Origin of the sequence: Streptomyces sp. NPDC057743 (assembly GCF_042798755.1) — a bacterium.
Lineage (GTDB): Bacteria > Actinomycetota > Actinomycetes > Streptomycetales > Streptomycetaceae > Streptomyces.
The window spans coordinates 131,800-146,356 of record NZ_JBHVJX010000002.1 but is presented as its reverse complement, the minus strand read 5'-3'; the positions used below and the strand labels follow the sequence as shown (position 1 = coordinate 146,356).

The following is a 14,557-nucleotide window of genomic DNA, read 5'->3' as shown; positions in this document are numbered from 1 at the left end:
GGTGGCCGGGCGCTGAACGACAAGAGGCCGGTTGTTCCGTGCCGAGCGTCGTAGTTGCAGGGTGCCCGGAATAGCCGTGCAGCAGACGTACGTCCCGACGTCGTCCAACTTGCCGGAGCCGCGGCATCCGCGCATCTCGACCGACGATCGGTCACCCGTCGCACAGTTGACCGCTTTTGCCGGTCGCGTCCGGGGTGGGCTGTCGACCCGGGCCGCCGGGCACCCGACCCCGTCCGGTTCCGGGCCCCGGATCGCCGCGCCTCGGGCCTGCGGGCCCGGTGTGGTCGCGGCCGCCCGCCCCGCCCTCAGACCACCCGCGAAAACCGCAGGTCAGATCCGATCCGGCCCCGATTGTCAGTGCCGGGTCGTACGGTGGGTCTCATGCGGCCCGTTTCAAAGATCGAACGCACGGTGGCGCCCTTCGAGGTCGTCAGCTCCTACCAGCCCAGCGGCGATCAGCCGACGGCCATCGCCGAGCTGGACCGGCGCATCCGCGGAGGCGAGAAGGACGTCGTCCTGCTGGGCGCGACCGGCACCGGCAAGTCGGCGACCACCGCGTGGATGATCGAGAAGCTCCAGCGCCCGACGCTGGTGATGGCGCCCAACAAGACCCTCGCGGCCCAGCTCGCCAACGAGTTCCGCGAGCTGCTGCCCCACAACGCCGTCGAGTACTTCGTCTCCTACTACGACTACTACCAACCCGAGGCGTACGTCCCGCAGTCCGATACGTACATCGAGAAGGACTCCTCCATCAACGAGGAGGTGGAGCGGCTGCGCCACTCCGCGACGAACTCCCTCCTCACCCGGCGGGACGTCATCGTGGTCGCCTCGGTCTCCTGCATCTACGGCCTGGGCACGCCCCAGGAGTACGTCGACCGCATGGTCTCCCTCAAGGTCGGCGACGAGATCGACCGGGACCAACTGCTGCGTCGCTTCGTCGACATCCAGTACGCCCGCAACGACGTGGCGTTCACCCGGGGCACCTTCCGGGTCCGCGGCGACACCATCGAGATCTTCCCGGTCTACGAGGAGCTGGCCGTACGGATCGAGATGTTCGGCGACGAGATCGAGGCGCTGTCCACGCTGCACCCGCTCACCGGCGAGGTGATCAGCGACGACCAGCAGCTCTACGTCTTCCCCGCCAGCCACTACATCGCCGGCCCCGAGCGGTTGGAGAAGGCGGTCGCCGGGATCGAGGCCGAGCTGGCGGACCGGCTGGCCACGCTGGAGAAGCAGGGCAAGCTGCTGGAGGCCCAGCGGCTGCGCATGCGCACCACCTACGACATCGAGATGATGCGGCAGATCGGCTCCTGCTCGGGCATCGAGAACTACTCGATGCACTTCGACGGCCGTGAGCCGGGCTCGGCGCCCAACACCCTCCTCGACTACTTCCCCGAGGACTTCCTGCTGGTCATCGACGAGTCGCACGTCACCGTCCCGCAGATCGGTGCGATGTACGAGGGCGACGCCTCCCGCAAGCGCACCCTCGTCGACCACGGCTTCCGGCTCCCGTCCGCGCTGGACAACCGCCCGCTGAAGTGGGAGGAGTTCCTGGGGCGGGTCGGCCAGACCGTCTACCTCTCCGCGACGCCCGGCCCCTACGAACTGTCCCGCGGTGACGGCTTCGTGGAGCAGATCATCCGGCCGACCGGTCTGGTCGACCCGGAGGTGGTGGTCAAGCCCACCGACGGGCAGATCGACGACCTGGTGCACGAGATCCGCAAGCGCACCGAGAAGGACGAGCGCGTCCTGGTCACCACGCTCACCAAGAAGATGGCCGAGGACCTCACGGACTACTTCCTGGAGCTCGGCATCCAGGTCCGCTATCTGCACAGCGACGTGGACACCCTGCGCCGCGTGGAGCTGCTGCGCGAGCTGCGGTCCGGCGAGTTCGACGTGCTGGTCGGCATCAACCTCCTCCGGGAGGGCCTGGACCTGCCGGAGGTCTCCCTGGTGGCGATCCTGGACGCGGACAAGGAGGGCTTCCTGCGCTCCGGCACCTCGCTGATCCAGACCATCGGCCGCGCGGCGCGCAACGTCTCCGGCCAGGTGCACATGTACGCCGACAAGATCACCCCGGCGATGGAGAAGGCCATCGAGGAGACCAACCGCCGCCGGGAGAAGCAGCTCGCGTACAACAAGGAGAACGGCATCGATCCCCAGCCGCTCCGCAAGAAGATCGGCGACATCGTCGCCACCCTGGCCCGCGAGGAGATCGACACCCAGGAGCTGCTGGGCAGCGGCTACCGCAAGCCCGGTGGCGACAAGGACGGCCAGGCCAAGGCGCCGGTCCCGGCGCTCGGCGGGAAGGCCGGCAAGGCCGCCAAGGGCAAGGGCGGCAAGGGTGCCGAGGCCCCCACGGACCGCCCCGCGGCCGAGCTCGCCGAGACGATCGAGGAGCTGACGGAGCGGATGCGGGCGGCCGCCGCGGAGCTCCAGTTCGAGGTCGCTGCCCGGCTGCGCGACGAGGTCAGTGAACTGAAGAAGGAGCTGCGGCAGATGAAGGAGGCCGGTCTGAAGTAGCGGCCGGCTCCGGTCCGCCCACCTCTCTGCCCCGCCCCTCGGCCCGCGCGCCGAGGGGCGGGGCAGAAGTGCGTCGAGCACCGGGAAAGCAGCCCGTCAGTCGCCTCGGCGACATCCCTCACCTGCACGTTTATCCATTCCTTTGCCATTTGATGAACTTCCTTTACCCTTCCTGGTGTGGAGGGTGCGGAAAGTCCCTCCGGCAGCGACGACGCTGTGCGTGCCGTACGAGACCGCCGGAGGAGCAGTGGACGTTTCCCTTGGCCTGTGGGTGCTGACCATCCTTGGTCTGATCGCCCTGATCGCCGTCGATTTCTTCATCGGCGGCCGCAAGCCCCATGAGGTGTCCCTCAAAGAGGCCGGCATCTGGACCGGTGTCTGGATGGCGCTCGCCGTGCTGTTCGGGCTCGGGTTGCTGCTCTTCGCCGGCGGCGCGCCGGCGGGCGAGTTCTTCGCGGGCTTCATCACCGAGAAGTCGCTGAGCGTCGACAACCTCTTCGTCTTCGTCCTGATCATGGGCAAGTTCGCGGTCCCGGCCGTCTACCAGCAACGGGTGCTGATGGTCGGGGTGTTGATCGCTCTGGTGCTGCGGGCCGGCTTCATCGGCGCCGGCGCCGCGATCATCGCCAACTTCTCCTGGGTCTTCTACCTCTTCGGCGCGTTCCTCATCTGGACGGCATGGAAGCTCATCCAGGAGGCGCGCTCCGGGGCCGAGGACGAGGAGTTCGAGGAGAACCGCTTCCTGAAGGCGGTCGAGCGCCGCTTCCCGTCCACCGACCGGTACCACGGCACGAAGCTGTTCGTCGTCGAGAACGGCCGGCGGCTGATGACGCCGATGCTGATCGTCATGCTGGCGATCGGCACCACCGACGTGCTGTTCGCCCTGGACTCGATCCCGGCGATCTTCGGCCTCACCCAGGACCCGTACATCGTCTTCACCGCCAACGCCTTCGCCCTGATGGGGCTGCGGCAGCTGTACTTCCTGATCGGCGGGCTGCTCAAGAAGCTGGTCCACCTCTCCTACGGGCTGTCGGTGATCCTCGGCTTCATCGGCGTGAAGCTGGTGCTGCACGCCCTGCACGAGTCCGGGGTGGCCGTGCCGGAGATCAGCATCCCGGTCTCGTTGGGCGTGATCTGCGCGGTGCTGGTCGTCACCACGCTGACCAGCCTGCGCGCCTCGCGGCGGCTGGCGGCGGCCGAGGAGCCCGAGGGCGCGGGGGCGCATCCCCGCGGCTGAAGGGCCGCGGGACGCGCGCACGACGCGGGCCCGGTGGGTGCGGCTGCACCCACCGGGCCCGGAACCGTTCGACCGGCGCCTACCAGCCGCGCTCCCGCCACTCGGCGAGGTGCGGCCGCTCGTCGCCGAGCGTGGTGTCGGCGCCGTGGCCCGGATAGACCCAGGTCTCGTCCGGCAGCTCGTCGAAGAGCTTGCGCTGCACGCCGTCCAACAGGCTGGCGAACCGCTCCGCGCTGCCCCAGGTGTTGCCCACCCCGCCGGGGAAGAGGCAGTCCCCGGTGAAGACATGCGGGTGGCCGTGCGGGTCGTCGTAGACCAGCGCGATGCTGCCCGGGGTGTGCCCGACCAGATGGCGCGCGGTCAGCCGGACGCGCCCCACGGTGAGGACGTCGCCGTCGTCGACCAGGACGTCGGTGGGGACGGGGATGCCCTCGGCGTCGTACCGCCCCGCGTACGTCCGGGCGCCGGTCGCGTCGACGACCTCGCGCAGCGCGCCCCAGTGGTCACCGTGCTGGTGCGTGGTGACCACGGAGGCGAGGCCGCTGTCGCCGACCAGGGTGAGCAGCGTGTGCGGCTCGGCGGCCGCGTCGATCAAAAGCTGTTCGTCGGTGGCACGACAGCGCAGCACATACGCGTTGTTGTTCGTGGGACCGACCGCGACCTTCGAGATCATCAGGTCGGTCAGCTCGTGCACGTCGGCCGGTCCGCCGACCTTCACCGCTCCGCTGTAGGTCATGACACCAACTCTAGAGCGGCGGGATCAGCGGCAGCGGACCGCCGTGGGTCTCCAGCCGGCCGCCGTCGGAGCGCCCGGTCAGCCAGCCGACCAGATCCCGCGCCGGGCCGCGCACCACCACCGGCGCGGTCGGCGCCCCGTCGGCGGGGTCCGCGCGCCCGGTGCGCCAGCGGCGGCCCTCGTCGGCGTGCAACTCCAGGGCCGGCAGGTCCGGGTGGCGGGCGAACTTGATCCCGGCGAGGAAGTCCAGCTCGCTGTCCACGAAGGCGGCCGGCAGGTGCTCGACGGTGTAGCCGACGCCCAGGTCGACGTGGTGCAGTTCGACCTCGGTCAGCCGGCGCAGCGCCAGCCGGTCGGCCCGTTCGACGACGCCGTTGCGCATCTCGACCTCGTAGGCCCGACGGTCCTCGGGTAGGTCCCGGGCCGCCGCCGCGAAACGGGCCGCGCTCTCCGCCAGGTCCGCGAGGTGCACCGCCAACGGGCGGTCGGCGTCCCGCTCGATGTCGCCGTTGCGCGCCTCGGTGCTCGCGTACATCGGCGTGCGGACGCCCGTCCGGGCCCAGGTCAGGAGGTTGACCAGGGCGTCGGCGTTGCGGGCCAGGTGGGCCAGGACGTGGCCGCGGGTCCAGCCGGGGAGCAGCGACGGCTCGCCGACCGCGGCGTCGTCGAGCTTCCCCAGGGAGACCAGCAGGCGCTCGGTGGACTCGTGGACGGCGGCCGTGTCGCGCGGGAAATCAGGAGCGATGGTCATGTCCCGACGCTAGCGCCGGGCGGCCGGATCCGGGAGGCGGACGGAGAGCTTCCGGCCGGATAAGGGGTGGTGCCGGTGGCACGGGTGGTGCGCGCGGGCGCGGAGGGGGCGGACGGAACGCGGGGTTCCTCGCCCGCCGTCCGCCCGGTCCGCGCCCCCGGGGCGCGTCAGCCCACCGGGGCCGCGGTGGGCGCCCCGAACCACCGGGCCAGCGCCGCGTCCAACTCCCCGTAGGGGCCGGGGACATCGGACGCCCAGGCGACGTAGCCGTCCGGCCGCACCAGGAGGCCGGCGAGGCCGGTCCGGTCCGGGCAGCGCACCGTCAGGACCCGCACCCGGTCGCCGAGGCCGGCCGCCCGCCCGCGCAGCCCGGGGTCGTCGGCGAGGTCGAGCAACAGGCCGGTGCCGGCGTGCAGATGGTCCGCCAGCCGGTGCCCGTCGGACAGCTCCAGGTCGGGGGCGCTGCGGCCGGTCAACCCGTGCGTGCCGGGCAGGTCGTAGCGCTGCCAGACGCCGGAGATCTTCTTGGCGAAGTAGGTGGTGGCGTCGGACGTCCCGGCCAGTTCGGCGACCACCCGGCGCAGCGCGTCGCTGTGCGATCCGGGCCGCATCAGCGCGACTTGGGCCCGGGTCCACTCCAGCACCCACGCGCCGAGCGGCTGCCGTTCGGCGGCGTAGCTGTCCAACAGCCCCTCAGGGGCGCGGCCGTGCACCGTGGCCGCCAGTTTCCAGCCGAGGTTCATCGCGTCCCCGAGGCCGAGGTTGAGCCCCTGGCCGCCGAACGGGGCGTGCACATGGGCCGCGTCGCCGGCCAGCAGCACCCGGCCGCGGCGGTACGCGGACGCCTGCCGGGCGTTGTCGGTGAACCGGGTCGCCGAGCGCACCTTGGTGACCGTCACGTCCGGGACGCCGGAGACCCGGCGCAGCGCACCCTGCAACTCCTCGGCGGTGACCGGGGCTTCGCGGTCCGCCGGCGCCCCGTCGAACTCCACGGTGAGGATCCGGCCGGGCATCGGCCCGTGGGCGTACGTCCCGGTGGCGGTCCAGTTCCAGCCGGCCCCCAGGGCGTCGGCGCCGGTCAGCTCCACGAGGGCCTGGTGGCCGGTGATCGACGGTTCCGTCCCGGGGAACGGGATGCCGGCGAGCCGGCGGACCGTGCTGCGGCCACCGTCGCAGCCCACCAACCAGCCGGCGCGCAGCGGACCTTGGGAGGTGTGGACGTGGACGGTTGCCCCGACGTCGTCATTGTCGTCGTCGGCGGCGGCGGTGTCGAAGCCGGTGAGGGTCACCCCGCGGCGCACGGTGACGCCCAACTCGGCGGCGCGGGCGGCGAGTATCCGCTCCAGCGCCTCCTGGGGGACCAGGCCGACCTCGCCGGCCGGGCCGCTGGTGCCGAAGTCCGGGTCCGACGCGTCGAGCAGCTCGCCGCGGAGCATGATGCCCGCGAAGTGCCCGGCGAACTTCGGCACCGGCTTCGTCAACGAGGCGCCGGCGGCCTGCCGTTGCCGAATGAAGGCGCCGAAGCTCTCCAGAGCGGTGCGCTGCGCCGCCGCCAACTGGGGCAGCAGCCCGCGCCGGTAGAGGGCCTCCACGCTGGGGGTGTTGAGGGACCCCGCCTTGATCGTGGTGTCCACCTCGGTCAGTCGCTCCAGGACGATCACCGAGACGTCCGCCAGGGCCAGTTCGCAGGCGAGCATCAGCCCCACCGGGCCGCCCCCCGCCACCACTACGTCTGCGTCATGCGTCATGGCACGGAGTGTAGTCACTAAAAATTTGTTTTGGATACAATTTTTCCGTCGCCCTCCTGCTGGGAGAGGCTGAGGCCCTGCTACAGGGAGTGCGGAAGGGGCGGAAGTGGCCGGAAAGAAGGCGGCGGGGGAGTCGGTGCGGGGGAGTTCGGGCGACGCGGGGGACGCCCAACTGCCGCTGCGCGAGCGCAAGAAGCGGCTCACCCGGCAGCGGATCTCCGCGGCCGCGACGGAGCTCTTCATCGAGCGCGGCTTCGACGACGTCACGGTGGCCGAGGTGGCCCGCGCCGCCGAGGTCTCCACGATGACGGTCTTCAACTACTTCCCGCGCAAGGAGGACCTCTTCCTCGACCGGATCCCCGAGGCCGTCGAGCTGATCGTGCGCGGGGTGCGGGAGCGCGGCGCGGGTGAGGAGCCGCTCGCCGCGCTGCGCCGGCTGGCGCTGGAGCTGCTCGCGCAGGGGCACCCGCTGGGCGGGCCGAAGGAGGGGTTCCAGCACTTCTGGCGCACCGTGCTCGACTCGCCCGCGCTGCGGGCGCGGGCCCGGGAGGCGGTCGAGGAGATCGAGGGGGCGCTGGCCGGGGCGCTCGCCGAGGCGGCCGGTGGCGACCCCGCGCGGCCCGACCGGGACGCCCGGCTGGCCGCGGCGCTGATCGTCGCGGGGTGGCGGACGGCGTTCGTCGAGGCCGCCGCCCGGCAGCTGGCGGGTGACCCCGCGGAGGCGGTCGCCGTTGACCACGAAGCAGTGATCCGGCACACGTTCGAGGTGCTGGAGCGGGCGCTGTCGGGCGGCGGCCCGGGGCGGGCCGGTCGGAGACGTGCCGCGCGCCGAACGGCGTAAGGGCTGGTCAGCGCTGCGGGAAGGTTGTGGGGCCGCGACACGTTTGGCTGAAGAGGGCTTGCGAGGCCGGTAAATCGAATGCACGTGCTATAGGCTCGTGTGTGGCATCCCAAAGACGCTGCCGCGGCGACCCCCATACCCTTGGGCGGGGGTCCCGCTCCGCTCCGCCGCCTCTGCTCGCTCACCGCGCGGCGGGCGCAGCCCCGCGGCTCCCGCCCCACTCTCCAAGAAAGGTGCCGACCGGCGTGGCCGACCGTCTCATCGTTCGTGGCGCTCGCGAGCACAACCTGCGCAATGTCTCGCTCGACCTCCCCCGCGACTCCCTCATCGTCTTCACGGGGCTCTCCGGGTCGGGCAAGTCCTCGCTCGCCTTCGACACGATCTTCGCCGAGGGGCAGCGGCGCTACGTCGAGTCGCTCTCCTCCTACGCCCGGCAGTTCCTCGGGCAGATGGACAAGCCCGATGTGGACTTCATCGAGGGCCTGTCCCCCGCGGTCTCGATCGACCAGAAGTCGACCTCGCGCAACCCGCGCTCGACGGTCGGCACGATCACCGAGGTCTACGACTACCTCCGGCTGCTCTTCGCCCGGATCGGCAAGCCGCACTGCCCCGAGTGCGGTCGACCGATCGCCCGCCAGTCGCCCCAGGCCATCGTCGACAAGGTCCTGGAGCTCCCCGAGGGCAGCCGCTTCCAGGTGCTCTCGCCGCTGGTGCGCGAGCGCAAGGGCGAGTTCGTCGACCTCTTCTCCGACCTCCAGACCAAGGGCTACAGCCGCGCCCGGGTCGACGGCGAGACCATCCAGCTCTCCGACCCGCCGAAGCTGAAGAAGCAGGAGAAGCACACCATCGAGGTGGTCATCGACCGCCTCACGGTCAAGGAGAGCGCCAAGCGCCGGCTGACCGACTCCGTGGAGACCGCCCTCGGCCTCTCCGGCGGCATGGTCATCCTCGACTTCGTCGACCTGGAGCCGGACGACCCGCAGCGCGAGCGGATGTACTCCGAGCACCTCTACTGCGCCTACGACGACCTCTCCTTCGAGGAGTTGGAGCCCCGCTCCTTCTCCTTCAACTCCCCCTTCGGCGCCTGCCCGGACTGCACCGGCATCGGCACCCGCATGGAGGTCGACCCCGAGCTGATCATCCCGGACGAGGAGCGCTCCCTCGACGAGGGCGCCATCCACCCCTGGTCCGGCGGCCACACCAAGGACTACTTCGGCCGGCTGGTCGGCGCGCTCGCCGACGCCCTCGGCTTCCGCACGGACATCCCCTGGGCCGGTCTGCCGCAGCGCGCCAAGAAGGCCCTGCTGCACGGCCACAAGACCCAGATCGAGGTCCGCTACCGCAACCGCTACGGCCGCCAGCGGGCCTACACCACCGCCTTCGAGGGCGCGGTGCCGTTCGTCAAGCGGCGGCACAGCGAGGCGGAGAGCGACAGCAGCCGGGAGCGCTTCGAGGGCTATATGCGCGAGGTGCCCTGCCCGACCTGCGAGGGCACCCGGCTCAAGCCGATCGTGCTCGCGGTCACGGTCCAGGAGAAGTCGATCGCCGAGGTCTCGGCGATGTCGATCAGCGACTGCGCCGACTTCCTGCGCACCATGACGCTGAGCGCCCGCGAGAAGACCATCGCCGAGCGGGTCCTGAAGGAGGTCAACGAGCGGCTGAAGTTCCTGGTCGACGTCGGCCTGGACTACCTCTCGCTGAACCGCGCGGCCGGCACCCTCTCCGGCGGCGAGGCCCAGCGCATCCGCCTGGCCACCCAGATCGGCTCCGGCCTGGTCGGCGTGCTCTACGTCCTCGACGAGCCGTCGATCGGCCTGCACCAGCGCGACAACCACCGCCTGATCGAGACCCTGGTGCGGCTGCGCGACATGGGCAACACCCTGATCGTGGTGGAGCACGACGAGGACACCATCAAGGTCGCCGACTGGGTCGTCGACATCGGCCCCGGCGCCGGCGAGCACGGCGGCAAGGTCGTGCACAGCGGCCCGATGAAGCAGCTGCTGGCCAACAAGGACTCCATCACCGGCCAGTACCTCGCCGGCAAGAGGGCCATCGCCACGCCGGACGTGCGCCGCCCCGCCGACCCGTCCCGCCAGTTGACGGTGCACGGCGCGAAGGAGAACAACCTCCGCGACATCGACGTCTCCTTCCCGCTCGGGGTGCTCTCCGCCGTCACCGGCGTCTCGGGCTCCGGCAAGTCGACGCTGGTCAACGACATCCTCTACACCCACCTCGCCCGCGAGTTGAACGGCGCCAAGTCGGTCCCCGGTCGGCACACCCGGGTCGCCGGCGACGACCTCGTCGACAAGGTGGTGCACGTCGACCAGTCGCCGATCGGCCGCACCCCGCGGTCCAACCCGGCCACCTACACCGGCGTCTTCGACCACGTCCGCAAGCTCTTCGCGGAGACGATGGAGGCCAAGGTCCGCGGCTATCTGCCCGGTCGCTTCTCCTTCAACGTCAAGGGCGGCCGCTGCGAGAACTGCTCCGGCGACGGCACCATCAAGATCGAGATGAACTTCCTGCCGGACGTCTACGTCCCGTGCGAGGTCTGCCACGGCGCGCGGTACAACCGCGAGACGCTGGAGGTGCACTACAAGGGCAAGTCCATCGCCGAGGTGCTGGACATGCCGATCGAGGAGGCGCTGAGCTTCTTCGAGGCGGTGCCCACCATCGCCCGCCACCTCAAGACGCTCAACGAGGTCGGCCTCGGCTACGTCCGGCTCGGCCAGTCCGCACCCACCCTCTCCGGCGGCGAGGCGCAGCGCGTCAAGCTGGCCAGCGAGCTCCAGAAGCGCTCCACCGGCAGCACCGTCTACGTCCTCGACGAGCCCACCACGGGCCTGCACTTCGAGGACATCAGCAAGCTGATCAAGGTGCTCTCCGGCCTGGTCGACAAGGGCAACACGGTGATCGTCATCGAGCACAACCTCGATGTGATCAAGACCGCGGACTGGGTCATCGACATGGGCCCCGAGGGCGGCAGCGGCGGCGGCATGGTCGTCGCCGAGGGCACCCCGGAGCAGGTCGCCGCGATCCCGGCCAGCCACACCGGCAAGTTCCTGCGGGACATCCTCGGTGCGCGGGTCAGCGACGCCGGCCTGGTGGGCGACGTCGCCAAGGCGCCGGCCACCCGGAAGACCGCCGCCAAGAAGGGCACGAAGAAGGCCGTGGCCGCCGCGTCCGCCAAGACGTCGACGGTGACCGCCTCGACGGCGAAGAACGGCACGGCGAAGAAGACCGCCGCCAAGAAGGCCACCGCGAAGACGGCGGCCAAGAAGACCGCGGCCACCTCCGCCGCCACGAAGACCGCGGCCAACAAGGCCCCGGCCAAGAAGACGACGACGCGGGCCCGCCGGGCCTCCTGACGCCAGCGTCGGCACACCGTCGCACCCTGAGGCGGGGGCGGGGCTCCCTCCCGGAGCCCCGCCCCCGCTGGTACAACCGCCGCCCTCAGGCCGCCAGTTCGGCGGCGAACGGCGGCTCCGCGCCCGCGCGGGAGCAGGTGATCGCGGCCGCCCGGGCGGCGAAGCGGAGGATGTCCGCCCAGTCCTCGCCGGTCAGCGCCGCGACCGCCGGATACGACAGCGCGCCATGGGCGTCCAGCCGGTGCAGCAGCGCCGCGTTGACGGTGTCGCCCGCGCCGATGGTGTCGACCACGGCGACCCGCTCGCCGGGCACCGTCACCTCGTCGCCGCTCCGCGTCAGCACCGTCAGCCCGTCGCCGCCGTGGGTGAGCACGATCGCCGCCGGCCCCGCCGCCAACCACTCCCGGGCCGCCGCGCGCACCGCCGCCCGGTCGACGCCCGCCCCGGCCGGCGCCCCGGTCAGCCACCGCGCGTCCTCCTCGGACAGCTTCAGCAGCCCCAAGTCCGGCAGCCAGGAGCGGAAACGGGTCCGGTAGGCGTCCGGATCGAGGATCAGCCCAGGGCGGATGTTGGGGTCGAGCGCGGTGAACACCCCGCGCCGGGCCTCCCGTCGCAGCAGCGCCTCGTAGGCGTTGGCGCCCGGCTGAAGCACCAGCGAGCAGGTGCCCAGGGAGAGCGCGCGCACCACCTCCGGCAGCGCCGGGGGCAGGGTGAACAGCCGGTCGGCGGTGCCCTCCACATAGAAGCCGTAACCGGCCGAGCCGTCCGGGCTGATGTCCGCCATCGCCAGCGTGGTCGGCTCCGGGCCGCGCTGCACCAGTGAGGTGTCCACCCCGCCGTCGTGCAGCCCGCGCAGCAGCGCCGCGCCGAAGGTGTCGGTCGAGACCCGGGAGCAGAACGCGGCCGGCGAGCCCAACCGCCCCAGTGCCACCGCGGTGTTGTACGGCCCACCGCCGCGCCGCGGCAGCAGCGCCGGCAACGGGCCGTCGGGGGAGGGCGGTTGACTGGGGACGAGGTCGATCAGCGCCTCGCCGGCGACGACGATCACGGATGCGGGTCCTTTCATGCGGGTGGCCGGGGCCGGCCGGAACGTGGCACAGGAGGACGTACGGGCCCCGGGGCGGGGCCGGTTCGGGCCGTCAGCCGGAGGCGGGGCAGCCGCACGAGGTGCGGTGCACGAAGGTGCAGGGCAGTCGGACGGTGCGGGGCGGCCGGTCCGGCGCCTGAAGCCGCTCCAGCAACAGGCGCACCGCCGCCGCGCCCAACTCCCTGCTGGGCTGGGCGATCGCGGTCAGTCGCGGGGTGAACAGGTCCGCCCAGGAGAAGTCGTCGAAGCAGGCCAGCGCGATGTCGCGGGGGACCTCGCGGCCCAGGGCGCGCAGTGCCTGGAGCGCGCCGATGGTCATCGCGTTGTTGGCGGTGATGATCGCGGTGGGCGGCTCCGGCGCGGCGAGCAGGTGCCGGGTGGCGTCCTGGGCGCCCTCCGCCTCGGAGTTGCCGCCGGCCAGCAGCTCGGGCGCGAACGGCAGTCCGCGCTCGCGCAGCCCCGCGCGGTAGCCCTGGACCCGCTCGGTGGTGGTGCTGAGCCCGGGCAGCCCCGCCACCAGGCCGATCCGGGTGTGCCCCAAGTCGGCCAGGTGCCCGACGAGTTGGCGCACCGGGTCGGTGCTCTGGGCGCACACCTGGTCGAAGCCGTCGCCGACCAGCCGGTCGAGGAAGACGGTCGGTACCCGACGCTTGGTCACGTAGTCGACCATCGCGGCGGGTTCGGCGGACGGGGCGACGATCATGCCGTCCACCCGCCGCTCGTGCAGGAGTTGGACCACCTTGCGCTCGTGGCGCGGATCGTCGTGCGGATCGGCGATCAGCAGGCTGTACCCGGCCTCCAGGGCGCCGGCCTCGACACCCTGGAGGATCTCGGTGAAGTACGGGTTGCTGATCGCCGAGACCGCCAGGCCGATGGAGCGGGTGCGGGAGGTGACCAGCGAGCGGGCGAGGGTGTTGCGGGTGTAGCCGAGCTCCTCGATGGCGGCCAGCACCGCGGCCCGGGTGTCCGGGCGCACCGGGCGGGTGTCGTTCACCACGTGCGAGACCGTGGCGACCGAGACGCCCGCGCGCCGTGCCACATCCACCATCGTCGTCATCCGGCTCTTCCTCCCGACGCCCCGGCGCACCGTGCCCCGGCCTCCCGGACGGGCGGTCCCGGCGCTCGACCGTCCGCCGCAGTTCATCACAGTACGTCCGTGGAAGACCAAACGTAAACGCTTGCGTAAGCGTTTACGTCCTGGCGGTTCTTCTGTAGTGTCCCGGCCAACGAACCGGCACGACGTCGTGAGGAGGCGCCGATGCGCGCTCTCGTGGTCACCGCACCGGGCCCCCGGGGCACCACCGCTGTCACCGAACTGCCCGACCCCCGCCCGGAGCCCGACGAGGTGGTCGTGCGCGTGACCTCCTGCGGACTGTGCGGCACCGACATGCACATCCTCGGCGGCGAACTGCCGGTGGTCGACTACCCGCTCGTCCCCGGGCACGAGTTGACCGGCGAGATCGTCGCGGTGGGCACCGCGGTGCGGGACCGGAAGGTCGGCGAGCGGGTCGCGGTCGACCCCAACATGCCCTGTGGCGCCTGCCATTACTGCCGGATCGGCCGCGGCAACCTCTGCGAGGACTACACCGCGATCGGCGTCACCCGGGCCGGCGGCTTCGCCGAACTCGTCGCCGCCCCGGCCCGCTGCGCCTACGTGCTGCCGGCGCACCTCTCGGAGGCCGCCGCCGGACTCGTCGAGCCGCTGTCCTGCGCGGTGCACGGCCTCAACCGGCTGCCCCGCCGCCCCGGTGAGCACTACCTGATCTACGGGGCGGGCACCATGGGCCTGATGATGGCCGCGCTGGTGCGGACCGCGGGGGCCGCCTCGGTCTGTGTCGTGGACCTCAACGAGGAACGGCTGGCGTTCGCCCGCTCCTTCGGCGTGGACGCGGCGGTGACGCACGCCGACGCCCTCGACCGGGCGCCCGGTTTCGAGGTGGTGGTCGACGCGACCGGCGTGGTCGCGGCCATCGAGGACGGCCTGCGCCGGGTGCGCCGCGGCGGCACCTTCCTCCAGTTCGGGGTCGCCGACCCGGCCCGCGCGGCGTCGTTCTCGCCGTACCGCGTCTACAGCCAGGAGATCGACATCATCGGCTCGATGGCGGTGCACAACAGCTTCCAGCCCGCCATCGACCTGCTGGCCGCCGGGCTGGACCTGGACCCGTTGGTCTCCGACGTCTACGGCCTCGGCGACTTCGACGAGGCGGTGGCCCGCTTCCGGGCCGGCACCGGCCGCAAGATCCACCTCGCCCCGCAGAAGGGCTGA

General features: G+C 71.8%; 10 protein-coding genes. 5 read left to right on the top strand and 5 right to left on the bottom strand.

The window, feature by feature from the left end; genetic code table 11:
* Window positions 1–381: 381 nt before the first annotated feature.
* Together uvrB and ACFVFQ_RS02720 are read left to right on the top strand one after the other, a co-directional pair.
* The gene (gene uvrB / locus ACFVFQ_RS02725) at window positions 382–2,523 is read left to right on the top strand and encodes an excinuclease ABC subunit UvrB (RefSeq protein ID WP_383407428.1); all 2,142 of its coding nucleotides are present in this window, start codon (window positions 382–384) and stop codon (window positions 2,521–2,523) included.
* A gap of 247 nt (window positions 2,524–2,770) precedes the next feature.
* On the top strand, window positions 2,771–3,760 hold the full coding sequence (locus tag ACFVFQ_RS02720; protein WP_383407425.1) for a TerC family protein: 990 nt from the start codon (window positions 2,771–2,773) through the stop codon (window positions 3,758–3,760).
* Between the two features lie 79 nt (window positions 3,761–3,839).
* Here the strand turns inward: ACFVFQ_RS02720 and ACFVFQ_RS02715 are convergent, their stop codons facing one another.
* The 3 genes from ACFVFQ_RS02715 to ACFVFQ_RS02705 form a co-directional block, all read right to left on the bottom strand.
* Window positions 3,840–4,496, bottom strand: coding sequence for an MBL fold metallo-hydrolase (locus tag ACFVFQ_RS02715; RefSeq protein WP_274916268.1), 657 nt, complete (start codon window positions 4,494–4,496; stop codon window positions 3,840–3,842).
* A gap of 10 nt (window positions 4,497–4,506) precedes the next feature.
* Window positions 4,507–5,247, bottom strand: a complete 741-nt coding sequence (locus ACFVFQ_RS02710; RefSeq protein ID WP_383407421.1) for a maleylpyruvate isomerase family mycothiol-dependent enzyme — start codon at window positions 5,245–5,247, stop codon at window positions 4,507–4,509.
* A gap of 167 nt (window positions 5,248–5,414) precedes the next feature.
* Window positions 5,415–6,995, bottom strand: coding sequence for an FAD-dependent monooxygenase (locus tag ACFVFQ_RS02705; RefSeq protein ID WP_383407418.1), 1,581 nt, complete (start codon window positions 6,993–6,995; stop codon window positions 5,415–5,417).
* A gap of 106 nt (window positions 6,996–7,101) precedes the next feature.
* Between ACFVFQ_RS02705 and ACFVFQ_RS02700 the strand changes: the two genes are divergently transcribed.
* Both ACFVFQ_RS02700 and uvrA read left to right on the top strand, forming a co-directional pair.
* A complete protein-coding gene (locus ACFVFQ_RS02700) occupies window positions 7,102–7,836 on the top strand; it encodes a TetR/AcrR family transcriptional regulator (RefSeq protein WP_383407415.1) in 735 nt (244 codons plus the stop codon).
* A gap of 245 nt (window positions 7,837–8,081) precedes the next feature.
* Window positions 8,082–11,204, top strand: a complete 3,123-nt coding sequence (gene uvrA, locus ACFVFQ_RS02695; protein WP_383407412.1) for an excinuclease ABC subunit UvrA — start codon at window positions 8,082–8,084, stop codon at window positions 11,202–11,204.
* Window positions 11,205–11,289: 85 nt separating this feature from the next.
* Here uvrA and ACFVFQ_RS02690 read toward each other — a convergent pair whose 3' ends face one another.
* Together ACFVFQ_RS02690 and ACFVFQ_RS02685 are read right to left on the bottom strand one after the other, a co-directional pair.
* Window positions 11,290–12,252 carry a carbohydrate kinase gene (locus ACFVFQ_RS02690; RefSeq protein ID WP_383407409.1) on the bottom strand — a complete coding sequence of 321 codons (963 nt, stop codon included), beginning with the start codon at window positions 12,250–12,252 and terminating at the stop codon, window positions 11,290–11,292.
* A gap of 91 nt (window positions 12,253–12,343) precedes the next feature.
* A complete protein-coding gene (locus ACFVFQ_RS02685; protein WP_383407406.1) occupies window positions 12,344–13,348 on the bottom strand; it encodes a LacI family DNA-binding transcriptional regulator in 1,005 nt (334 codons plus the stop codon).
* 201 nt (window positions 13,349–13,549) lie between these two features.
* Here ACFVFQ_RS02685 and ACFVFQ_RS02680 point away from each other — a divergent pair, with 201 nt between their 5' ends.
* Window positions 13,550–14,557, top strand: coding sequence for a zinc-dependent alcohol dehydrogenase family protein (locus tag ACFVFQ_RS02680; RefSeq protein WP_383407403.1), 1,008 nt, complete (start codon window positions 13,550–13,552; stop codon window positions 14,555–14,557).